This window comes from Halomonas sp. G11 (genome assembly GCF_001663515.1).
Classification (GTDB): domain Bacteria; phylum Pseudomonadota; class Gammaproteobacteria; order Pseudomonadales; family Halomonadaceae; genus Vreelandella.
Map to the genome: position 1 here is coordinate 1 of NZ_LYXG01000006.1, position 20,844 is coordinate 20,844.

Genomic DNA, 20,844 nt, shown 5'->3' on the forward strand with positions numbered 1-20,844 from the left:
GGTGGGCGTGGCTCTCGCCGCGGCGGGTTCGGTAATAATGCCGCCATAAATTGCAGGCTGGCGGCAATACAAACCGCCGTACCCCACACGTGCGGGATAAGACGCACACCGTGCAAATCCGCCATATCGGCTACGCGGCGTATCTCGGTAAAACCGCCAACACCACAGATATCTGGCTGAACGATGTCCACCGCCCGCGTTTCAAGCGGCGCTTGCATCGCGTAGCGACCATGCCAGGTTTCGCCGCCAGCTACCGGGATAGGCTGACCTGCTTTCACGGCGCGGTACGCTGACAGCTGCTCAGGTAGCACCGGCTCTTCGAACCAGTCGACGCCCCATTGAGCAGCGCGTTTACCCACCTCCACAGCCTCCAACATGTCGTAGCCATGGTTGGCATCAATCATCAAACTCATATCAGGGCCGATGGCTTCACGCACAGCGGCAATCACCGCCAGGTCTTCCTCAACGTCAAAACCAATTTTCACCTTCACCGCGTGAAAACCCTCGCGACGATAACCCGCTACCTCTTCAGCCACGTCCGATACACGATCAACCCCGTCACGCCGGAATGAGCCGGTCGCGTAAGCGCTTACACTCTCCCGCACTCTGCCGCCCAGCAGGGTGGAAATAGGCACACCAAAGTGTTTGCCTTTAATATCCCAAAGAGCGATGTCAATACCGCTAAGCGCTGTCACGGTGAGCCCGCGCTGCCCTTGATCACGCAGCTGGTTATAAAGCGTTAACCAGAGCCGTTCTGTTTGTAACGGGTCCTGCCCTATTAGGCTTTGCGCATAAGCAGCCACGACAGCCGCGTTGAGTTTGGCCGGGCCCAGGCACTCACCCCACCCAACAGTGCCATCGTCACATATGACCTCGACTAAACAGTGCTGGCGTCTGGAAAATTGCATGGAGGCACTTTCAAACGGGGTATCTAAAGCATAATCCAGTAAATGTGTGTGAACAGATTGCACCTTCATAGCGCAGACTCCTTATCAAAAGCGGTAATAAATGGCACAGCTACTCAAAAAAGCCGGGCAATGTCAGCGAGACAGCGGGGACATAAGTCACCAGCATCAATGCCACAAACAAGGCTAAATAGAAGGGCCAAATCGTGCGTACCGCTTTTTCAATACGGATTTTCCCGACCACACATCCGACATATAGGCAGGTTCCTACTGGCGGCGTACATAGTCCAAGCCCCAAGTTCATCATCAGCATCACGCCAAACTGGATAGGATCCATACCTGACTGCGTTGCCACCGGCAGGAAAATTGGCGTACAGATCAAAATCAGCGCCGCCATGTCCATGATCATGCCTAGCCCGAGCAAAATCAGGTTGAGCATCAACAGAATGACGATGGGGTTATCGGAAATGGTCGTTAACGCCCCCATCAGGAGTTCCGGAACGTTATAAAGCGCCAGCAGGTAGGAAAATGCCGACGCGCAACCGACCAAGATCATCACCAGTGCCGTAGTTTTAACCGCTTGATACACTGCCGCTTTAAACGATTCCCAACGCAACTCACGATATACAAATGCCGTCACTAAAATAGCGTAGATAGCACCAAAAGCACCCGACTCGGTCACTGTCAGAACGCCCGAGAGTACGCCTCCCACAATGATGACGGCCGTCAATAAGCCAGGCACAGCAGCGACAAGGCTAAACAACAGAGCTTGCCAGCCGGGAAACTCTTCCCCTTTATAGCCACGCTTAACCGCCACGATGTAGGCGGCTACCGCCAGTGAAAGGCACATCAATATCCCCGGCACAATACCGGCAATGAATAGCTGAGTGACCGAGATGCCACCACCCGCCGCCACAGCGTATAAAATCATGTTGTGGCTAGGCGGAATCACGACACCGGCGACAGAAGAGGTCACCGTGACATTGACTGCGTAGTCAGCGTCATAACCTTTCTCCTTCATCACCGGGATCAGCAATGAACCCAGCGCGGACGTATCCGCCACCGCCGAGCCAGAAATTCCCCCAAACAGCATTGACGAGCTCACGTTCACCAGGCCTAAGCCACCTCTGACTTTACCCACCATGGCAGATGCTAGACGAACAAGGCGCGCTGAAATGCCGCCCTGAAGCATCAACTCGCCCGCGAAGATAAAGAACGGTATCGCCAGCAGTGAAAATACCGAGATCCCCGACAAGATGCGCTGGAAGGCCACAAATAGAGGCAGGCCCTCATAAATAAAGGTAACTACCGCTGCCAGACCCACCGCAAATGCCACGGGGGCACCGACAATAAGGCCCAGAAAAAACAGCCCGAAGAGAATAGCGAGACCCATGATAATTCCTTATTTAAGACGGCTATTAGTGACTCTTCCCAACATGTCGGCAACAGAAAACAAGACTATGAGCACACCACAAATCACTAAAGGCGCAGCTCTCCAGCTTTCTGATAAACCAATCATTGGGATGGCCCGCTCCAGGTTGTTAAGCACCAATAGCGATCCCTGATAAGTCATAAAAATGCCAAACCCAATAACAAAAAAATCAGCAATGGCATGGAAAAGCTTGTTCCAAAAAGAGGGCAGCCCCTCGCGAATAAAATCGATACTTAAGTGGCTACGATTCCTTACACCTGCCGCTGCCCCTAGAAAAGTGATGTACACAACAATTAATAGTGATACCTGCTCTACCCAGGTAGGCGTGTCATTAAGTACATAGCGCCCAAACACAAGCCACCCAAATAAAATAATTAGCAGCACTAATAAAATGCCTGCAATGATCAAACAACCCACAGCTGCACTATCTAGCACTCTGTCTAGAAGACTGGTTTGTTTATCGTTCGGGTCCTGATGAGTATCAGAGTTGGCGTTCACAGTTATCTCCTACTGCTCCCTGCCCAAGAGAACAGGGAGCGTATTCGGATCGTCAGATGGTTTCTCGGATATCCGTGATTAATGATTCAAGATCCGGGTTTTCTTCGATGAACGCATCGTAAAGAGGCTGCATCATATCCTGAAAAACCTGCTTGTCTTCCACTTCATTAATTGCAACGCCTGCTTCTTCGACGATTTTTCGGCTTTCCTTCGACCCTTCTGACCAAAGCTCACGTTGTAGCTCCGCTGCTGCCAAAGCCTCTTCTTCAACAATGGTTTTATCTTCCTCAGATAGCGAATCCCACGTTGATTTAGCAACACACAAACACTCTGGAATAATCAGATGCTCAGTTAACGAGTAATATTGTGAAACCTCGTAATGGTTGCTTGATTCAAACGATGGGAAGTTATTTTCCGCCCCATCAAGTACGCCTGTTTTCAGCGATTGATAAACCTCACCGTACGACATGGGGGTTGCGTTGCCACCCATTGCCTCAATCATTTCGACATAGAGGTCGTTGTTCATTACTCGAATTTTTAAGCCTTCTACATCCTCAGGTGTTTCAACCGGCCTTTCAGTGTTGTACAGGCTGCGCGCGCCGGACTCGAACCAGGAAAGCGCCACCAACCCCTCATCTTCCAACGCAGCAGCAAACCGATCACCGATCTCACCATCCATCACTTCATACATATGCTCGCGATTGTTGAACAGAAAAGGCAGCGAGAGCACGTTGGTCTCTTTTACGATCGGACCCATCGGCCCCATGTTGAAGTTAGCAAAATCGAGGGCACCATTACGCGTTTGCTCGATCGCATCAGGCTGATCGCCTAATACGGCGCTGTGGTAGAGGCGTGGTTCAATGCGGTTTTCAGTTCTTTCCGCCACTTTTTCAGCAAACGACTCCAGCGCATCAGAGTTAGGGTAACCCTCAGGATGGATATTCCAGCCCCGCCACTCAGCGGCTTGTGCTGAAAACGATAGTGCGCTCAAAACACTTGCCGTCGCGATAGTGGCTAGTGAAACGTTGATCTTGTAGTTGTACATGACGCTCTCCTCTTACAGGAAAAGTTATAAGTTATTGTGTTTTTGTTGCTCAATTAAACGCGAAAGGTGTTCGCATTCTTCCAACGTGGGCATCGTTAAAGGCGCGCGAACCTCTCCAGCCGGGCGGCCAATAATCTCGGCACCGGCTTTGATCAGGCTCACGGCATACCCGGCTTTTTGATCCCGCAAATCGATAAACGGGATAAAAAAGTCCTGGGTAATTTGCTTAACGACACGGCTGTCCCCAGCGCGGAGGGCTCGATAGAAAGCCACCGCCATATCGGGAACAAAATTGAACACGGCCGAGGAATAGGTATTAACACCGATGGAAAGATACGCTTCGGCGAAAATCTCGGCGGTGGGCACGCCACCGATATAGGTCAGGCGGTCGCCCACGGTCTTGACGATCTTGTTAAGCGCTTGAATATCGCCCTTGCCATCTTTCAGGCCAATCAGGTTCGGGCAGGCATCCGCCAGCTCCTGAACAGACGTCGCATTGAGAATGCCGTTACCGCGGTTGTAGTAGATAACGTTAATTGCCGTTGAGTCACAAATTTGCCGGGCGTAATCGACCAGGCCGTCTTGCGGGCACTCGGTCAGGTAGGGCGGCATCAGCAAAATACCATCGGCGCCGGCCTCTTCCGCGGCACTGGCAAAGGCTTTACCTGTCGCCACGCTCAAACCGGCGCTGGCAATCACGGGAAGCTTGCCGTCAATGACCTCAACCGCCACCTGAACGATACGGCGGTACTCTTCCAGCGATAGGTTGAAAAACTCACCGGTGCCGCCCGCCACAAACACGGCGGAAATATCATGGCTGATAAACCAGGCTAGCCGCTCGCGGTAGCTGGCTTCATCGAACTGGCCGTTGTCATCGAAGTCGGTGATCGGGAACGAGAGCAGGCCATCGCCGATCGCTTGTATTACGTCTTGTTTGGAAAACTTCACGCCACCATCCTCATGCTTCCCTCGTTGCAGTGTGCCAACACCCATTAGCGAGGCTCTAAATCGTGACAACCGCCTAGTTGTCATACATCGTACAAGTAAGAAGTTAAGCCGCATGGTCCCATCAGGCAAGGCACATGACACAAAATACAACCAAAGTTGAAGGCCAGTCGCCTACGCTTCGGATATCACACTTAAGCCTATCGCACAGATAAATATCTGTATTGATAGCGGCTTAGTGATAAAAGACGAGGTTGTACAGAGGGATAGGTGAATCTGCTCACAGCTCGGGGGGCAGGCAGTCGTGCGGGTCAGTTGAGCTGCCCAGGCCCCAAAAAGAAAGCCGCTCCAGAGGAGCGGCAAAAAGACCGTGACTAGCAATGAGAGGGAGAAACCATGACAGGAAACTGGTAATGATTACCCGATCTGTCGTGGTCTGTGGCGTCTCATCAACGCCACACCCACACTGTAATAGTTCTCATTTACTACGTCAATAATAATGCGAACGGTTTTTATTTATTTTTGGACATCGCCTCACAGATGATCGTCCAGCGCTATGCATTGACGCCGTTACTCTTCCAGCGGTTGCACTGGATCCCATTCCGAGCGATTGGCCAGAAATTCGGGCCTGGGTCGGTTGCCACAGTAAGGGTCGTGAAGCGTATTTTCAACACTGTTGTAAACAAAGAACAAATTACTTCTCGGCCAGCACGACATGTTGATATTGGACCCGTGCATGGTGTTGCATTCGAAAATCACTAGAGAGCCGGCTGGCCCTTTAGGGGCTTCAATATCGTTTTCCAGCATCAGTTCGCGCAAGCTGCTCGCCGGGGGCACCCCTACCTCTTGGCTTTTTAACGATTCCTTGTAGTTATCCTCCGGCGTCCGCCCCACACAGGGAACAAAGTAGTGATGCGAACCGGGAATCAGCATCAGAGGCCCGTTAAACTCGCCGTTATCCGTGAGGACGATGGAACAGCTGAGCGCTCGCATCCGCGGCATGCCGTCTTCGCTATGCCAGGTCTCAAAATCCGAATGCCACTCGAACCCTTTGCCTTTAAATCCTGGCTTGTAGTTGATCCTTGATTGGTGGATATAAACATCGCTGCCCAGCAACTGCTTGACGATCGCCAGCAACTTGGGATCTTGAGTCAAGCGCTGGAAACGTTTTGAGACTTGATGAATACCGAAAACAGTACGTATTTCCTCACGTCCGGGTTCCAGGATCGTGCCCTCGGAAAGCTTAAGGTCAGCATCGTCTTCATACTCGCGCAGCTCTTGAAGAAAAACCTGCATATCATCGGCATCAAAAAAACCTTCAAATGACAGGAACCCTTTTCTTTCATATTCCTCAATTTGCGACCTATCCAATGGACCATTGGCAAGCTGGGACTCATCGCCAAACACCACGGGGTCAATGCGTTTAAACATTCCCAGTTTTCGTTCCAGGCGGGTAGGGAATAAGTCTTGGGTATCGCTCATGGCAAACTCCTCCGTTAGTATCCAGGCCAATAAACGCTTTTCAGGTACTCCTTATAAAACGTAGACACGAACCCGCCTTCCGGCAATCGCGCCATACCCGCTCATAAAGCGTTCGAACGGTCATCATTTTATTTATGCAGGGGGAGGGAAGTCGCCAAAAAACCGCGCAGAGAAAGGGGCGTTGGCTGGTACTCAGAGACCGGTGCTCAGAAAAAAGAAAGCCGCTCCAGGGGAGCGGCAAAAGACCGTGACTAGCAATGAGAGGGAGAAACCATGACAGGAAAATGGTATGAATTGCCAAATCTGTCGTGGTCTGTGGCGTCTCATCAAACGCCATAATCACAATGTAATAATTCTCATTTAGCACGTCAACACAAATACGAATATTTTTTATTCCGTTTTCAGCCGCTCGCCAATTGAAGCCAAACCGGTAGCGTCAGCATCGCCAGTAGCGTCTGACCGGTGATGATCGCGGCCATCAATTCGGCATCGCCGCCCAGCTGGCGTGCCAGAATATACGCAGACGTCGCCGTGGGCAGTGCGGCAAACAACAGCGCGACGTCGCGGCTCACCGTATCCAGGCCAACCAGCCACGCAAGTATCAGCACCAGCGCGGGCATCAGCACCAGCTTGACACTGTTCGTCGCCAGCACGCCGCGATCAACGCGCAGCAGCGCTGCCGGGCGCAATGCCACCCCCACAGCAACCAGCCCAAGCGGCAAGGCGGCACGGCCTAATAGGTCGACGGTATCGTGGCTCCAGCCCGGCAGCCCTATGCCGGAAAGGTTCAGCACAATACCCAGCAAGCACGCCAGAATCAGGGGGTTCTTGATCAGCGCCATGACGCTTTTGCCGAGACTTGCGTTACCCAGGGTGCCAGCGGCGACAAAGCTTGCCACACACATGATATTGACCACCGGCACCATCAGCGCCACTGCCACGGCGGCGGTAGTGGCACCTGCACTGCCGTGCAAGGCCGCCGCGCCCGCCACCCCGACGTACGTATTGAATCGCACGGCACCTTGAAATACCGACGTAAATGCCCCGGGCGTCAGCTTGAGCTGGGTTCTCAGACGCCACAGCAATACGCCAAAGACAGCCATCGCGCCCAGCAATACCAGGGCCAGGCGGGTCACGGGCACCTGGCTGACATTCGCCGTCGCCAGTGTCGACACCAGCATGGCCGGAAAGAGTACGAAGTAGATCAGCCGCTCCATGGACGGCCAGAATGTATCGCTGGGCCAGCGTTTAACGCCCAGCGCTGCGCCCATCAAGATCAAGAGAAACAGGGGGCCGAGGGCACCGCTAATACTTTCCATCGAGTATCCTTCTCCTTTTGATCGACCACGCCGTGACAGTTACAGGTTTACTGTTACTATGAACAGAGGGTTTCAGTCATCAACGGACGCTGGTTCATCGCCTGCAGGGAGATACCATGGCCTATCCGAAATTATGGCTAGGCGTCGGCGTCGCCGCGCTGGTCGTGGCGAGTGGCATCATGCTCTACAAGGCCACGCTGCCTCCTCAAGACGACATGCCACCTGGCGGTGAGATTGAACTGCCGTCCACTCAAGGCGACTTTTCGCTGTCCCAGCTTGCCGATGATCAAATTGCCCTGCTGTCGTTCGGCTATACGTATTGCCCTGACGTATGCCCCATGACGCAGTCGGTCAAGCGCCAGGCGCTGGCTGAGCTTTCGGCATCGCAACGCGAACAGGTGGTGCCTGTCATGGTCACCGTCGACCCACAGCGCGATACCCTGGAACGGCTTGAAGAGTACCTGGCGTTTTTCGGCGAGGACTTTATCGGCGCCAGGGGCAACAAAGCCGAACTGGATGACGTGATGTCCCGTTATGGGGTGATCACGCGGCGCGTTGAAGCGCCCGAGTCAGCCATCGAGTACACCATTGACCATAGCTCATCACTCTATCTGGTCGACCGCGACGGCGATATTTTGCAGCGTGTGCTGTATTCGCCAACGCCTCAAGGGCTTACGGCTGCCTTATCGCATGAGCTGAGTCGTTAATCCTGCTCGGGTGTTGCTTGAAGGCGTTCCAACATGGTCATTAGCGCCTTGATTTGAACACCTTCACGGGTACTGTGCATCGGGGCTAACTGTGAGGAGGGCTCGGCATAGCCCCACCAGTCCCAACAGCCCTGAGGGTTCATCATGCTGTTCTCTACCTGGGGATAAAGCACGATCTGCTGATGCAGTGCTGCCCAGTCATTGAGGCCGCTGTGCCTTACGAACGCATCGCCAATCGCGTCTTCACTCATCTGGCAACCGTGAAGGGCCAACGTGACCTGGCATCCGCCCTGTTCACAACCTTCCGGTATATAAACAAAGCCGCGATCCGCTAGCCCGGTCACCGCAAAGTCAGACTGATCAAAGGCGCTTAATTGCCCCCGGCCTTCATCGTTCTTTTCGCGATCAGGGTACAAAAAGCGCAGCATGGCGCCAGCGACATCGTCATCGCAGGCAAGCAGGTAGCTACCACCGCCCTGCTGACAGTCACCCAAGGTTCGTGGAGGCGGCGCCTCATCGTCCAGGCTTACCGGCCAGCCATGGCCGGTGTCTTCTCGCCGAACGACGCGCAGCTGATCGGCATTGGCCAGCCAGCGTTCCCACTGAGCCGCCAATAAATCGCCCAACTCAGGCTCTACGACATCGTCATCCTCGCCATGCCACAGAAACACCCTTAATTGACTGAGCGTTTCCCGTGGCCCCACCTGACCTGCCGCCTCGTAGCGGCGACGGCGATTTTCAAGCCTGTCGAGAGATGGCTCGCCGCCCGATGTCGCCATGCAGGAACTCAGCGCCCGGCTTAACGAACCTTCTGCACACTCCCAGGGGCCGGCCGCCAATACGCCCACTGCACTGAAGCGCTCGGGGAAGGCGACGGCCAACTGCGTGGCCATGTAACCACCGGACGAAATACCCACGACGCTGACGTCCCTGCCAGCGCCCAGCGCAGCTAACGGCCCGGGCGCTGCCTGAACCACCGTCGCTCCCTGCCAGCTACCGATAAACAGTAACCCACTGACCAAGCAGCTTAGGGATAAACGCGACGGAAAAGGCATCACTTATTCAACGTCCAACAGTTCTACGCGGAAGGTAAGCACCTCGTTGGGGCCAATCGGGCCCTGGCCACCTTCACCGTAGGCCAGGTCAGCAGGGATATACAGCATCCAGCTGTCGCCCACACTCATTGCTTGAAGGGCTTCTTGCCAACCTTCGATCACCTGATTGACCTGGAAACTAACCGACTCACCACGTTCATAGGAGCTATCAAATACCGTACCGTCCAGCAGCATGCCCTCGTAATTCACCTCGACGGTGTCTTGGGGGCCAGGCGACTCCCCATCGCCCGACTCAAGCACTTCGTACTGCAGGCCTGACTCGGTGACCGTCACTTCATCGCGCTCAGCGTTTTCGGCCAGGAAGGCTTCACCGGCTTCTCGGTTTGCTTCACTGGCTTGCGCCGCTTCCGCTTCGCGGGCCGCCATGGACTGCTCCTGAAAAGCCATCAAAGCTTCGCTCATTTGCGCGTCATCAAGCGCCAGATCATTACCTTCAAATACATCGCGTATGCCGTCGGTAAACGAATCGATATCCAGGTCTTCGACATCGGCCTGCATGCTTTCACCCAGCGTAACGCCCAGGCTATAAGCCAAACGCTCTTCTTCCGTTTCCGGCGCTGCAGCGGCCAAGGGAGCCACCAGCAGTAAGCCAACCAGGGCCGTTGAGGAAATCGCTACGTTCATAGAACACCTTTTTTGTGGTGCGAAGCACCGTGGTATGGGTAATTGATGCGTATTGAAAGGACACTTAAAAGAGTAACACCCGCCGCCCCAGGCTGCATCTGCCAAGGCGGCGGGTGTTATTACCCAGCGATATCTCCGGGGAAGAGCGTTACACCACCATGGTGGGGCAGTGGGCTGAGCCTGCCACTCGTTGGGACACACTGCCCAGCAACAGGTTTTTATCGCCGTTGGTGCCTTGGGCACCAATCACGATCAGGTCACACTCACGTTTGCGGGCAAAGCGAACGATGGTGCGCGAGGGTCGACCTCCCTTGACGAAGGCCCGCACGCTTCCGCTGTCAGCCCCCATTTCTATCGCATGGGACTTGGCGTGCACCGCGATTTCCGTGGCGTACTCCTTCAGCGCATCGTCGGGGATATCCAGCTTGCTCGGCCGCACCATGGAAAGCGACGCCTCGAGCAGGCTGTGGTGCTTGAACACACATAGCAGATACAGCTCTGCGCCGGTCAGCATGTGCAGTCCTACGGCCTTCTCAAGCGCCTTGAGGGCGCCCTTGGAGCCATCCACCGGCACTAAAATGCGGTTGAACATTGGCGTTCTCCTTGTGACGACTTAGCGAAACGCTACATCGCGCAGGAACAGGGCAATTTGCGGGAACATGATCAGTAGCACGGCCGCCAGAATCAACATAAAGATAAACGGCGGGGTACCCTTGATCACATCCCAATACGGGCGCTTGAAGATGGCAATGGCGGTAAAGATATCGCACCCGAAGGGCGGCGTCGCCGAGCCGATGGCCACCTGCAGGGTAATCAAGATCCCCACCAGCACAGGGTCCAGCCCCGTGGAGGCAATTGCTGGCGCAAAGATGGGGGTCAGTACCAGGATGACCACAATCGGGTCGACAAACATGCACGCAACAAAGAACGCGATACAGATGGCAATCAGCACGCCGGTGGGGCCTGCTTCATTGACGCCTACCGATTCCAGAATCGCCTGGGGAATCTGCGCAAACGAAATGATCCACGAAAAGCTGTTACCCACGGCCACGAGAATAAACACCACGGCGGTTATCAAGCCCGTCGATTTGGCAATGGCGTAAATATCGCTCATTTTCAGCGAGCGAAAGACCAGGAACTCAAGGAAGACGGCATACAGTACACAGGCCGCCGCCGCTTCCGTAGGGCTGAAAATACCGCCGTAGATACCGCCCACGATAATCACCGGGAAGCCCAGCGGCCATAGCGCCATGCGCACGGCCCTACCACGCTCTCCCCAACTGGCTTTTGGCTCGGTGGGCACTTTCTTCACCGTCGCATAGATCATGCTGTAGGCGGCAAACATCATCAGAATCATGAAGCCAGGTCCGATCCCGGCAATGAAAAGCTCACCAATGGACGTACCTGAAATGACCCCGTAGATAATCATGCCGATACTCGGCGGAATCAAAAAGGCAATATCACTGGAGTTGATAATCAACGCCAGGGTGAACGAATCCGAATACCCCGCTTTCAACATACGCGGCCGCAGCGGCGAACCAACGGCCACCACGGTGGCCTGCGTCGATCCCGACACTGCCCCGAACAGCGTACACGAGGCAGCGGTGCTGACAGCCAGGCCGCCTTTCACATGGCCAATAAACGACATGACCATGTCAATCAGGCGACTGGCAGACTGGCCCCGGGTCATGATGTCGGCGGCGAGAATAAACATCGGTACCGCGATCAGCGATGCGGGGCGTATCCCCGCCATCATCTGCTGAATCAGGGTTTCCATCTGCCCCAGCCCGTTGAACATCATGTAAAAGCCAATGGCCGAGGCGGTGATCAACGGGATCATCATCGGAAAGCCCAGCAACAGCAGGGCAATCATCGTAGTGACCATTATTGTCGTCATAGCGGTTCCCCTAGGCAGCGTTGCCCTGCGTTAGACTTCCGTTTCGGTATCTTTATAGCCATCCACCACCCCGGTGGAGAGGTACACATCCCGGGAGGTCATGTTCTTAATTGCCGTTAGCAGGTATTGAATGCCGGTAATCAAAAAGCCCATCGGTACCCAGAGGTAGATGATCCAGATGGGTAGCCCCAAAGATGGCAACACGCGCCCTTTGCTATACAAATCGATGATGTAAAACACCGAGTAGTAAAGCAAAAAGAACATGACCATCGAGGTAAACAAGGCAATGGCGATCATCAGTACTTTGCGACCCCCGGTGGGGAGAGCATCATAGATGGCCGACATGCGTATATGCCGACCGTGCCGGGCGGCGTAGCCAATACCGGCAAACGTAATCATGATAATCAGGATCCGGTTGAGCTCACCTGTAAACATGATGCTGTGGCCGAACACAAAGCGTGTGACCACGTTAGTGACCGTATTCAGCGCCATGAGCAAAACACCCATCGCCAAAATGACGGCTTCTAATTTGCTGATCGCTGTATCAATCACCCCTAAAAAACCGGGCAAGCCAGAGCGGTAGCTTTTCTCAGACTCTTCTTCGGTCATGGCCGGACTCCTTTTATCAGGCAACCTTGCGCTAGCGATTTCACCTTTCCGTACTGATCTAAACGCCGAAAATTATTGTGCCATCCACCGCTAATATGACTAGCCTAGCGGTAACCCAACGAGACTGGTTCAACGCTGGATGAACGACTTTCTTTCCAACTCGCGAGTTGATATCGCTGTTGATCATATGAGAAAGGGGCAGCCGCCGGCCGCCCCTTTGGTCCTTCCATTGCAGCACCTTGTATGGCGAGGGCTGCTTATTCTTCGTCGCTGGAGACTTCTTCCAGATCTTCCTTGAACTGATTGAGCAGCTCTTCGCCACGCTCGCCGGTCATTTCCAGAAATGCTTCTTCAACCTGAGGCGCACGCTCACGGAAGGCCTGAATCTGTTCTTCGTTCAGGCGAGTGACGGTGACCTCGTCGGAAGCTTCCTGGATTTTCTCAAGCGATTCCTCGGCCAGACCCTGGATATGCTCGATGGTGTGATCGTAAGCCACTTCAGACGCTTCCTGGACCAGTTGCTGGTCTTCTTCGGAAAGCCCTTCATAGAAATCCTGGTTGGCCATCATCGCGGTGGTGAACCAGCCGTGACCGGTAAAGGTCAGGTGCGGCGATACTTCATAAAGACCGCCAGATTCGATCCAGAAGATCGGGTTCTCTTGACCGTCGATAACGCCGGTCTGCAGACCGCCGTATACCTCACCCCAGGGCAATGGCGTTGGCGTAGCCCCGAATGCGTCGTAGGTTTCAGACAACAGCGGGTTGGTCATGGTACGGATTTTCTTGTTATCCAGCCCTTCGGGGGAAGTGAACGGCTCGTTGGTGGTGACGACCATCTCACCTTCTGGATACATTTGCAGAAGCTCTAAGCCTTGCTCGGCGTAAAGCTCCGGGAACATCTCGTTGATAGCTTCGCTCTCGTCGAAGAACTCAAGCACGGTTTCTTCGTCGGTGGGAAGCAGGTAAGGAATGAAGAAGATCTGTGCTTCGGGGATGAGTGAGCCGGTGAAGCCAGGCGACTGGTTGACGAACTGGAGGATACCGTTCTGGGTCTGCTCCATGATGTCATCGGACTCGCCAAGCTCGCCAAAGCGATAGACCTGGACGGTATGATCGGAGTTGTCCTCAATGTGCTCTTTGAACGCATAGGCGAAAACGTCCTGAACGTCGCCTTCGTATTCTTCGTGCGCGTAACGCCAGTTGTCAGCCTGAGCGACGCCTGACATACCAACCAACAGTGCACTGACGCTCGCCGTCGTTACTAACTTGCTTGCCTTCATGCGGTGTTCCCCTTGCAGTGGTAAGCGCGCTGTACGAGTGCGCAGGAATCTGCTTTGATCGGCGCGTCTCACAACGCGCGGTGTCATTGACCATTGTGCAATCGCTGAGTGGCGCTGCACATCTCAAAGGCCGAATAACAATGAGTTATTCAAAAGCAGCTAATTTTCAGGCTAGCGCGCTCGCCGTAAGGGGTCAAGTTGCTGACCTAGCACCCTAAAGGCATGTTCAAGGGCCTCGCGGGCTTCTGGCTCGTCATCATCCAGCATCGAATCGTGCGGCAATAAAACACGTTCTTGCAGCCATCTTCCCGTATCGTGCGAGTTGGCTGGCATATTTTTCAGGCGCGTCGAGGGCTGCTCGTGGTCCCATGCCCACCTTTGCCAACGTTGAAGGTTTTCACGCTCGGCGAGCAGCTCAGCCTGCTTGATCCGCTCGCGCAGGGCGGAGACGGTCTCGCTGGGTGCATCATGATGCTTTAAGTCGCGCCGTAGCCCACGCAGCACCTCTGTGACTCCCGCCTGCCAATCACGGCGCGCCTGGCGCTGCGTGACAAGCGATTCGGGTAACGCCTCGAGTCCATGCACATACAGCCAGCCATGAAACAACAGCTCGCAGACATCCACACCTGCATGGTCCTGTAGCGTCAGGCACGACGGCTCGACGCCGGGGCGGCTATAGAAGGTTAGCGCGAAATCCCACAGCGGTGTCTGCTGAAGCGCCGCGAATCGGGTAGAATCAAGCGCCATAGAATCTGGCATTGTATGCCCCATCTTATTCGGGAGAACGCATGATCGCACTGCGCCAAGTCGCTCTGCAACGCGGCACGCAAACGCTACTCGACAACGCCGACCTCACCCTCCACGACGGGGTGAAAGCGGGGATCATCGGGGCTAACGGTGCAGGCAAATCGAGCCTCTTTAAGCTGCTGCTGGGCGAACTCGGCCCGGACCAGGGCGACGTTGAACTGAGCGGCGGGCAGCGTATCGCGCACATGGCCCAGGAGGTCGATGCGCTGGACCGGCCGATTATCGAGTATGTACTGGATGGCGACATCGCCCTTCGCCAGGCCGAAGCGGATCTACAGGCCGCCCGTGACGCGGGTCAAGCCCACCGGGAGGCTGAACTGCACGGCTTGATTGAAACCCTCGACGGCTATCGCGCCGAGTCCCGCGCGGCGCAACTGCTGGTCGGGCTCGGCTTTATTCAGGCCGACCTCGACCGGCCGCTGTCAGCGTTTTCCGGGGGCTGGCGGATGCGCGTCAACCTGGCTCGCACGCTGTTCATGCCCTCCGACCTGCTACTGCTGGATGAGCCCACCAACCACCTGGATCTTGATGCACTGCTGTGGCTGGAGCAGTGGCTCACCCGCTACCCCGGCACCTTGCTGTTGATTTCCCACGACCGCGATTTCCTGGATGCCGTCTGCGATCACATTGTGCATATGCATCACCAGACGCTGGAACTTTACCGCGGCAATTACTCGCTTTTTGAGCGCACCCGCGCCGAAAAGCTCGCCCTCCAGCGTGCCGAAGCCGCCAAGCAGCAGGCACGACGCGAGGAAATCGAGCGCTTTATCGCGCGCTTCCGTGCCCAGGCCACCAAGGCCAAGCAGGCCCAAAGCCGCGTCAAGATGCTGGAGCGCATGGAGGATATTGCCGTCGCCCATGTCGACTCGCCCTTTCATTTCACCCTGCCCGCCTCGGATAAAACCTCGCATCCGCTGCTGGTGCTCGACCAGGCCACATTGGGTTATCGCGGCGATGCGGGCGATATCGTCCAGCTGGACAAGGTCAATGTTACCCTGCTGCCGGGTAGCCGGATCGGTCTGCTAGGTCCCAACGGGGCGGGTAAATCAACGCTGATCAAATCGCTCACTGGCGAGCTCGAACTGTTAAACGGCAAGCGGGTGCCCGGCGAGCACTTGGCGATTGGCTACTTTGCCCAGCATCAGTTGGAAGGGCTCGACGTGACCACCACGCCGTTTGTGCATGTGCAGCGGCTATCGCCCACCGCCAGTGACCAGGAAATCCGCAATTTCCTGGGCGGGTTTGGCTTTAAAGGCGACGACGCTTTCGGCCAGGTGGGCACCTTTTCAGGTGGCGAGAAGGCCCGTTTGGCGCTGGCCCTGGTGGCGTGGCAAAAGCCCAATCTGTTGCTGCTGGATGAGCCTACCAACCACCTGGATCTGGAAATGCGCGAGGCCCTCACTCAGGCGTTGGCCAGTTTCGAAGGCACCGTCATTCTGGTATCTCACGACCGCCACCTGCTGCGCGCCACGGTGGATGAGTTCTGGCGGGTCGCCGACCATCGCGTCGAGCCTTTTGACGGCGACCTGGACGACTACCGGGCTTGGCTCAAGGCGCGCCTTGAAGAAAGCCGCCGCGATAATCGTAGCGAGAAAAACGAACGCCAGGCCCAACAGCCCAGTGGCGACCGCAAGGCCGCTCGCAAGGCAGCCGCCGAACTACGTGAGAAACTGCGTCCACTGAAAAAGCAGCGCGACCAGGCGGAAAAGGCGATGGAAAAGACCCAGCAATCACTGGAAAAGGTCGAGGAAATACTGGCCGACCCTGAACTTTACACCGACAGCGCCCGAAAGGCTGAACTAACCGATGCCCTGGCCCGCCAGGCTGATATCAAGGCGCGCCTGAACGACGCCGAAGCCGAGTGGCTGGCCGCCGAAGAGGCGCTGGAAGCCATGGAAGCTGAACTAGTGGCCAACGAGAACGCCTGAAGACCCGCTCAGCTCGCCAGCAAGAAGGTCACCGGCCCGTCGTTCACCAGCGAGACCTGCATATTGCCGCCAAACTCGCCGGTAGCGACGTTCTGCCAGGCGGATTGCGCCTGGGTCACCAGATAGTTAAACAGCTGCTCGCCTTCATCAGGGGGCGCGGCGCTTGAAAAGCTGGGCCTCAGGCCTTTACGCGTATCGGCCGCCAGGGTGAACTGTGACACCAGTAGCAGGCCGCCCTCAGCCTGCCGCACATTCAGATTCATCTTGCCGTCCGAATCACTGAACACGCGGTAATTCAGCAGCTTGTGCAGCAGCTTGTCGGCATCCGCCTGGCCATCGCCCTTTTCGACGCCCACCAGTGCCAATAGCCCGTGGTCAATGGCGCCCACGGTATGGCCTTCGACATCAACACTTGCCCGGGTTACCCGCTGTATCAGTGCTTTCACGTTTATGCCTCACTCGCAAAAGCGCCAGTATAGCGTGCATGCCAAGGCGTGATTACCTCCCTAGCAGCGCATCGCGGAAGTCTTCACCCAGGGGGCGCTCGCCTAGCCAGATACCAAACAGGGCGCTGGCCAGCTCCGCGTTTGCGCCCTCGAACAGCACCTCGCCATTCAGTGCCAAACGCAGCGTATCGCCGTCCCAGCTCAATACATAGCGATCCTGTGGTTCGACATCCTGATAACGTTGGTTAAAGGCATTAATATCGGTTTCCAGCTGCGAGTACTCATAGGCGGTCAGGTTTTTTTGCAGCGTTTCCGTGGTGGCGTCGGCAAACTCTTCGGCCTCGATATCATGGAAGTAGGCCAACTCGAGGCGGCGGGGTATATCGCTTTGCGGCCGGGGGTCAGTTTCGCCTTCTGCCTGGTAATACGCCCCGGCATAGGCGGTCCAGATCATGTAGGTAAAAACGCCGCTGCCGATAAGCGCATAGCGTTGACCGTTCTCTTCCAGGGTTCGCTCGAAGCGCTCGCCCTCTTCGCTGACCGTCTGCGCCCAGAGAACAGGCGACCCGAACAACAGCAGCCCACCTAGAAGCCACGCCGCAACGCGAGGCATGCGCGGCATCAGGCCATCGTCTTTAAAAATACTCGTTTTGAAAACGCTCGCTTTGAAAACACTCGTTTTGAAAACATGGGTCAGTGTTAGCGATGGCATAGTAAGGCACCTCTATAATTTCCAGACGATGCCTATACTACATAGAATATGAATAAAAGTTCCGTATAGCTATGCCCTGCATAGCATCACGTCGCAATGCGGTTCACTCAACAGCATATCGGTCAACTGGCTCGCATGGTGTGGTTGATCTCGGCTGCCGATTACCACCAAGTCGGGGGTGTGGCGCTTGATGTAGGCATTCAGGACCTCACACGGGGAACCGTGCTCCAGCACCAGTTCAACGTCGGGAACGCCCGCCAGCTCGCTCATCAGGCTGTCAATTTCCTGAGCGAGCCGTTCGCGCAACCGTGTCACCTCATGATCGCGCCATTGGGCATAGTAGGGATGCGAGCCAAGTTCACGCTCGCCCGGCAAGCTCCAGGCATGCAACAGTGTCAGTGAAGTATCCGGGAAACGCTGTAACGCTTCACGCAGGCTGTGCCGGGCCGTCAGAGAAAAGTCGACGGGTACCAGTATCGACTCCCACGGCTGGGTCGGCGGCTGCGAGGCCACCACCACAGGGCAGGGCGCGCTGCGGATGATGCGCATCAGGCTGGTTCCCGCCAGTAGGTCTTTCTGGCCGCGCTTGCGATGCATGCCCACCACGACCAGGTCGGCCTGACGTTCGTGGGCCTCGCGGATAATTTCGACGTAAGGCGCGCCAGCGACCGTCTGGATCAGCGTCTTGGGTTCTTCGAGGGCATAATCTTCACGGACGTCCTTGAGGGTGGCGGCGATATCGTCTACCACCGCCGCTTCAACCTCGTGAAAGACGCGACGGGGTAAGTAGGGGTCCAGCACATGGATAATGTCGAGCTGGGCCCCATCGGCGTAGGCCAGGCGCAGCGCCCTGGCAAAGGCCGCGCGATTTTCGGCAGAGAGGTCAGTGGCAAACAGTACGGTACGAGTCATCGCAAACGCTCCTCAGCCTTGGCGGACACCCTTCAGCATGGTGCGCAACGGCCCATTGCGCAAGCGAAACGGTGACGCCCGCCCGGCGAGCGGCGCTGCGCTTTACCACCAGGCGTGAAAGTGGTGCACCGGGCCACGTCCTTTACCTACATTCAGCCTGACACTGGCCTCCAGACCGGCATGCAGCCACTGCTTGGCTTCGGCTATCGCGGCGACCGGGGCGTCATTTTCAGCCCCTGCCGGAAGCTTGGCCAGGCAGGCAGCAATGGCTGACGACAGCGCGCAGCCGGTGCCGTGCAGGTTCTCCGTGGCGATCCGCGACGCTGGCAGCCAGCGATGCTCCTTGGGCGTCGCCAGCAGATCGGGGCAGGTCTCCCCCCGCAGGTGGCCCCCTTTGAGCACCCCATAGGGCGCGCCAAGCTGCGTCAAGCGCGGCAGCATCGCTTCCATCTCATCCAGCCCAGTGGGCGATGGCGCGTCGAGCAAAACAGCGGCCTCGGGCAGGTTGGGGGTAATCACGTCCGCCAGTGGCACCAGGATATCGCGCACCGCCCGGATACCTTCATTATCGACCAGAATATCGCCGCTTTTGGCCACCATCACGGGGTCGAGGACGATCCAGCGTGGCCGCCGCTGCCCCAGCACCTCGGCGATCACCTCGGCCACGTCGCGGCTGGCGACCATGCCGATCTTGACGGCATCGATCTCGACATCGTCGAGCAGGTTCTCCAACTGCTCACGAATCGCCTGGGGCGACACCGGGTATACCGAGGCGACACCGCAGGTATTCTGGGCGATCACCGCCGTAATCACATTGGTCCCGTAGACACCGAGTGCCGAGAAGGTTTTCAAATCGCCCTGCAGCCCAGCGCCGCCGGACGGGTCGGAACCGGCGATGGTAAGCACATTGCGCAGGCGGGAATCATTAGACATGGTGATCCTCGGATAAACACAGTATTTGGCCAGGATACCCAAGCGGAGGCGTTTTGGCTGCCTTAAAAACGCAAATGGCCGCCCGAGGGCGGCCATTTCATGCAAGGCTCGGCGTCTTATTCGGCGCTGTCGCCTTCAGGGTTACGTGCATTGTAGTAAGCCTGCTCGGAGATCGCGTGATAATCCTCGACCTTATCCTGGAAAGCACTGTAGGACTCGTAGATACGCGTCGCCATCTCGCTGGATTCCGCCAGTTCGGCCACGACGTCTTCGGAGTGCTCACGTGCCTGGGCCAGCACATCGTCGGGAATGCGACGCAGCTCGACATCATGCTCGTTGACCAGGGTTTCCAGCGCGTCGTTGTTACGCGCGGTGTACTCGTCCAGCACGTTGGCATTGACGTCGCGTACCGCGGTTTTCAGGATCGCTTGCAGATCCGCGGGCAGCTCGGCCATGGCCTCTTCGTTGACGATCGCCTCGAACATCACGGTCGGTTCGTGCCAGCCGGGATAATAGTAGTAATCCGCCGCCTGGTGCAGACCAAAGGCCAGGTCGTTATAAGGGCCAATCCACTCGGTTGCGTCGATCGCACCCGACTGCAACGAGGTGAAGATCTCGCCGCCCGGCATGTTGACGATCGCCACACCCATGCGGCTCATCACTTCACCACCGAGGCCCGGCATGCGCATTTTCAGGCCATCCAGGTCATCAACCGAGTTGATTTCCTTGTTATACCAGCCGCCCATTTGCACACCCGAGGCACCGGCCACCAGCACGTCGACACCAAATTCATCGTAAAGCTCGTTCCACAGCTCCATCCCGCCACCGAAGTGCAGCCAGGCGTTCATTTCCTGGGCGTTCATGCCAAACGGCACGGCGGCAAAGAACTGGGCGGCGGGGGCTTTGCCCTTCCAGTAATAGGAAGCGGAATGGCCAAGCTCAGCGGTACCGTCTGAAACGGCATCAAAGACTTCAAAGCCCGGTACCAGCTGCCCGGCACCGAAGACTTCGATGGTCAGGCGGCCATCCGACATTTCATCCACAAGCTCGGCAAGACGCTCTGGGCCTTGGCCCACCCCAGGGAAGTTTTTCGGCCAGGACGTGACCATCTTCCAGCGGAATTCTTCTTCTTGAGCCTGGGCGTGATTATCAATGCTCGACACCGCCAGCAGACTGGCTGACATGGCGGTCGTCATGGCAATGGCGACGGGGAGTGTTTTAACTTTCATACATGAACCCTCTAGCTTT

The 20,844-nt window shown here is 56.3% G+C and carries 21 protein-coding genes; 2 read left to right on the top strand and 19 right to left on the bottom strand.

All coding sequences use genetic code 11. The features are described 5' to 3' along the window. From ADS46_RS03450 to ADS46_RS03480, 7 genes are all read right to left on the bottom strand, one after another. Nucleotides 1-977: mandelate racemase/muconate lactonizing enzyme family protein (locus ADS46_RS03450; protein ID WP_066316509.1), on the bottom strand; the 977-nt coding region annotated here is incomplete at its 3' end. 40 nt (nucleotides 978-1,017) lie between these two features. Then, nucleotides 1,018-2,298: a TRAP transporter large permease gene (locus ADS46_RS03455; protein WP_066316311.1), complete on the bottom strand. Its 1,281-nt coding sequence runs from the start codon at nucleotides 2,296-2,298 to the stop codon at nucleotides 1,018-1,020. 9 nt (nucleotides 2,299-2,307) lie between these two features. Continuing rightward, nucleotides 2,308-2,835: a TRAP transporter small permease gene (locus tag ADS46_RS03460; protein WP_156524467.1), complete on the bottom strand. Its 528-nt coding sequence runs from the start codon at nucleotides 2,833-2,835 to the stop codon at nucleotides 2,308-2,310. Nucleotides 2,836-2,887: 52 nt separating this feature from the next. After that, nucleotides 2,888-3,880, bottom strand: a complete 993-nt coding sequence (locus tag ADS46_RS03465; protein WP_066316314.1) for a TRAP transporter substrate-binding protein — start codon at nucleotides 3,878-3,880, stop codon at nucleotides 2,888-2,890. A 24-nt stretch (nucleotides 3,881-3,904) separates the two neighbouring features. Continuing rightward, a complete protein-coding gene (gene kdgD, locus ADS46_RS03470) occupies nucleotides 3,905-4,828 on the bottom strand; it encodes a 5-dehydro-4-deoxyglucarate dehydratase (RefSeq protein WP_066316515.1) in 924 nt (307 codons plus the stop codon). Between the two features lie 567 nt (nucleotides 4,829-5,395). Then, nucleotides 5,396-6,307 carry an ectoine hydroxylase gene (thpD, locus tag ADS46_RS03475; RefSeq protein WP_066316319.1) on the bottom strand — a complete coding sequence of 304 codons (912 nt, stop codon included), beginning with the start codon at nucleotides 6,305-6,307 and terminating at the stop codon, nucleotides 5,396-5,398. Between the two features lie 401 nt (nucleotides 6,308-6,708). Continuing rightward, the gene (locus ADS46_RS03480; protein ID WP_066316321.1) at nucleotides 6,709-7,626 is read right to left on the bottom strand and encodes an AEC family transporter; all 918 of its coding nucleotides are present in this window, start codon (nucleotides 7,624-7,626) and stop codon (nucleotides 6,709-6,711) included. A 116-nt stretch (nucleotides 7,627-7,742) separates the two neighbouring features. Here ADS46_RS03480 and ADS46_RS03485 point away from each other — a divergent pair, with 116 nt between their 5' ends. Continuing rightward, the gene (locus ADS46_RS03485) at nucleotides 7,743-8,333 is read left to right on the top strand and encodes an SCO family protein (protein ID WP_066316323.1); all 591 of its coding nucleotides are present in this window, start codon (nucleotides 7,743-7,745) and stop codon (nucleotides 8,331-8,333) included. Here the strand turns inward: ADS46_RS03485 and ADS46_RS03490 are convergent. The 7 genes from ADS46_RS03490 to ADS46_RS03520 all read right to left on the bottom strand — a co-directional run bounded on the left by ADS46_RS03490 (nucleotide 8,330) and on the right by ADS46_RS03520 (nucleotide 14,617). Next, complete coding sequence (locus tag ADS46_RS03490; RefSeq protein WP_066316325.1) at nucleotides 8,330-9,388, bottom strand: alpha/beta fold hydrolase; 1,059 nt, start codon at nucleotides 9,386-9,388, stop codon at nucleotides 8,330-8,332. The two genes, ADS46_RS03485 and ADS46_RS03490, sit on opposite strands and share 4 nt — an antisense overlap. 3 nt (nucleotides 9,389-9,391) lie before the next feature. Continuing rightward, on the bottom strand, nucleotides 9,392-10,072 hold the full coding sequence (locus tag ADS46_RS03495) for an FKBP-type peptidyl-prolyl cis-trans isomerase (RefSeq protein WP_066316327.1): 681 nt from the start codon (nucleotides 10,070-10,072) through the stop codon (nucleotides 9,392-9,394). A 148-nt stretch (nucleotides 10,073-10,220) separates the two neighbouring features. Continuing rightward, nucleotides 10,221-10,664, bottom strand: a complete 444-nt coding sequence (locus tag ADS46_RS03500) for a universal stress protein (RefSeq protein WP_066316329.1) — start codon at nucleotides 10,662-10,664, stop codon at nucleotides 10,221-10,223. 21 nt (nucleotides 10,665-10,685) lie between these two features. Continuing rightward, nucleotides 10,686-11,969: a TRAP transporter large permease gene (locus ADS46_RS03505; RefSeq protein ID WP_066316331.1), complete on the bottom strand. Its 1,284-nt coding sequence runs from the start codon at nucleotides 11,967-11,969 to the stop codon at nucleotides 10,686-10,688. 30 nt (nucleotides 11,970-11,999) lie between these two features. Next, a complete protein-coding gene (locus ADS46_RS03510) occupies nucleotides 12,000-12,578 on the bottom strand; it encodes a TRAP transporter small permease (protein WP_066316332.1) in 579 nt (192 codons plus the stop codon). A gap of 257 nt (nucleotides 12,579-12,835) precedes the next feature. Continuing rightward, nucleotides 12,836-13,858, bottom strand: a complete 1,023-nt coding sequence (gene dctP, locus ADS46_RS03515) for a TRAP transporter substrate-binding protein DctP (protein ID WP_066316334.1) — start codon at nucleotides 13,856-13,858, stop codon at nucleotides 12,836-12,838. Between the two features lie 171 nt (nucleotides 13,859-14,029). Continuing rightward, entirely contained in the window at nucleotides 14,030-14,617 is a 588-nt protein-coding gene (locus ADS46_RS03520) for a TIGR02444 family protein (RefSeq protein ID WP_066316335.1), read from the bottom strand. Nucleotides 14,618-14,646: 29 nt separating this feature from the next. Here ADS46_RS03520 and ADS46_RS03525 point away from each other — a divergent pair, with 29 nt between their 5' ends. Next, nucleotides 14,647-16,593 carry an ABC-F family ATP-binding cassette domain-containing protein gene (locus tag ADS46_RS03525; protein ID WP_066316336.1) on the top strand — a complete coding sequence of 649 codons (1,947 nt, stop codon included), beginning with the start codon at nucleotides 14,647-14,649 and terminating at the stop codon, nucleotides 16,591-16,593. 8 nt (nucleotides 16,594-16,601) lie between these two features. Here ADS46_RS03525 and dtd read toward each other — a convergent pair whose 3' ends face one another. From dtd to ADS46_RS03550, 5 genes are all read right to left on the bottom strand, one after another. Next, nucleotides 16,602-17,039: a D-aminoacyl-tRNA deacylase gene (gene dtd, locus ADS46_RS03530; protein WP_066316337.1), complete on the bottom strand. Its 438-nt coding sequence runs from the start codon at nucleotides 17,037-17,039 to the stop codon at nucleotides 16,602-16,604. 52 nt (nucleotides 17,040-17,091) lie between these two features. Then, nucleotides 17,092-17,751, bottom strand: coding sequence for a chalcone isomerase family protein (locus tag ADS46_RS03535; RefSeq protein WP_234346757.1), 660 nt, complete (start codon nucleotides 17,749-17,751; stop codon nucleotides 17,092-17,094). A gap of 69 nt (nucleotides 17,752-17,820) precedes the next feature. Then, nucleotides 17,821-18,663, bottom strand: a complete 843-nt coding sequence (locus ADS46_RS03540; RefSeq protein WP_066316339.1) for a universal stress protein — start codon at nucleotides 18,661-18,663, stop codon at nucleotides 17,821-17,823. Nucleotides 18,664-18,765: 102 nt separating this feature from the next. Next, nucleotides 18,766-19,596, bottom strand: coding sequence for a bifunctional hydroxymethylpyrimidine kinase/phosphomethylpyrimidine kinase (thiD, locus tag ADS46_RS03545; RefSeq protein WP_066316340.1), 831 nt, complete (start codon nucleotides 19,594-19,596; stop codon nucleotides 18,766-18,768). A 116-nt stretch (nucleotides 19,597-19,712) separates the two neighbouring features. Continuing rightward, nucleotides 19,713-20,825, bottom strand: coding sequence for a TRAP transporter substrate-binding protein (locus ADS46_RS03550; protein WP_066316342.1), 1,113 nt, complete (start codon nucleotides 20,823-20,825; stop codon nucleotides 19,713-19,715). Between the last annotated feature and the right edge of the window lie 19 nt (nucleotides 20,826-20,844).

Bases quoted from the DNA above. Each gene is read 5' to 3' on its own strand.
- ADS46_RS03455 (WP_066316311.1), bottom strand. From the start codon at position 2,298: ATGGGTCTCGCTATTCTCTTCGGGCTGTTTTTTCTGGGCCTTATTGTC.
- ADS46_RS03465 (WP_066316314.1), bottom strand. From the start codon at position 3,880: ATGTACAACTACAAGATCAACGTTTCACTAGCCACTATCGCGACGGCA.
- thpD (WP_066316319.1), bottom strand. From the start codon at position 6,307: ATGAGCGATACCCAAGACTTATTCCCTACCCGCCTGGAACGAAAACTG.
- ADS46_RS03480 (WP_066316321.1), bottom strand. From the start codon at position 7,626: ATGGAAAGTATTAGCGGTGCCCTCGGCCCCCTGTTTCTCTTGATCTTG.
- ADS46_RS03485 (WP_066316323.1), top strand. From the start codon at position 7,743: ATGGCCTATCCGAAATTATGGCTAGGCGTCGGCGTCGCCGCGCTGGTC.
- ADS46_RS03490 (WP_066316325.1), bottom strand. From the start codon at position 9,388: ATGCCTTTTCCGTCGCGTTTATCCCTAAGCTGCTTGGTCAGTGGGTTA.
- ADS46_RS03495 (WP_066316327.1), bottom strand. From the start codon at position 10,072: ATGAACGTAGCGATTTCCTCAACGGCCCTGGTTGGCTTACTGCTGGTG.
- ADS46_RS03500 (WP_066316329.1), bottom strand. From the start codon at position 10,664: ATGTTCAACCGCATTTTAGTGCCGGTGGATGGCTCCAAGGGCGCCCTC.
- ADS46_RS03505 (WP_066316331.1), bottom strand. From the start codon at position 11,969: ATGACGACAATAATGGTCACTACGATGATTGCCCTGCTGTTGCTGGGC.
- ADS46_RS03510 (WP_066316332.1), bottom strand. From the start codon at position 12,578: ATGACCGAAGAAGAGTCTGAGAAAAGCTACCGCTCTGGCTTGCCCGGT.
- dctP (WP_066316334.1), bottom strand. From the start codon at position 13,858: ATGAAGGCAAGCAAGTTAGTAACGACGGCGAGCGTCAGTGCACTGTTG.
- ADS46_RS03520 (WP_066316335.1), bottom strand. From the start codon at position 14,617: ATGCCAGATTCTATGGCGCTTGATTCTACCCGATTCGCGGCGCTTCAG.
- ADS46_RS03525 (WP_066316336.1), top strand. From the start codon at position 14,647: ATGATCGCACTGCGCCAAGTCGCTCTGCAACGCGGCACGCAAACGCTA.
- ADS46_RS03535 (WP_234346757.1), bottom strand. From the start codon at position 17,751: ATGCCATCGCTAACACTGACCCATGTTTTCAAAACGAGTGTTTTCAAA.
- ADS46_RS03540 (WP_066316339.1), bottom strand. From the start codon at position 18,663: ATGACTCGTACCGTACTGTTTGCCACTGACCTCTCTGCCGAAAATCGC.
- thiD (WP_066316340.1), bottom strand. From the start codon at position 19,596: ATGTCTAATGATTCCCGCCTGCGCAATGTGCTTACCATCGCCGGTTCC.
- ADS46_RS03550 (WP_066316342.1), bottom strand. From the start codon at position 20,825: ATGAAAGTTAAAACACTCCCCGTCGCCATTGCCATGACGACCGCCATG.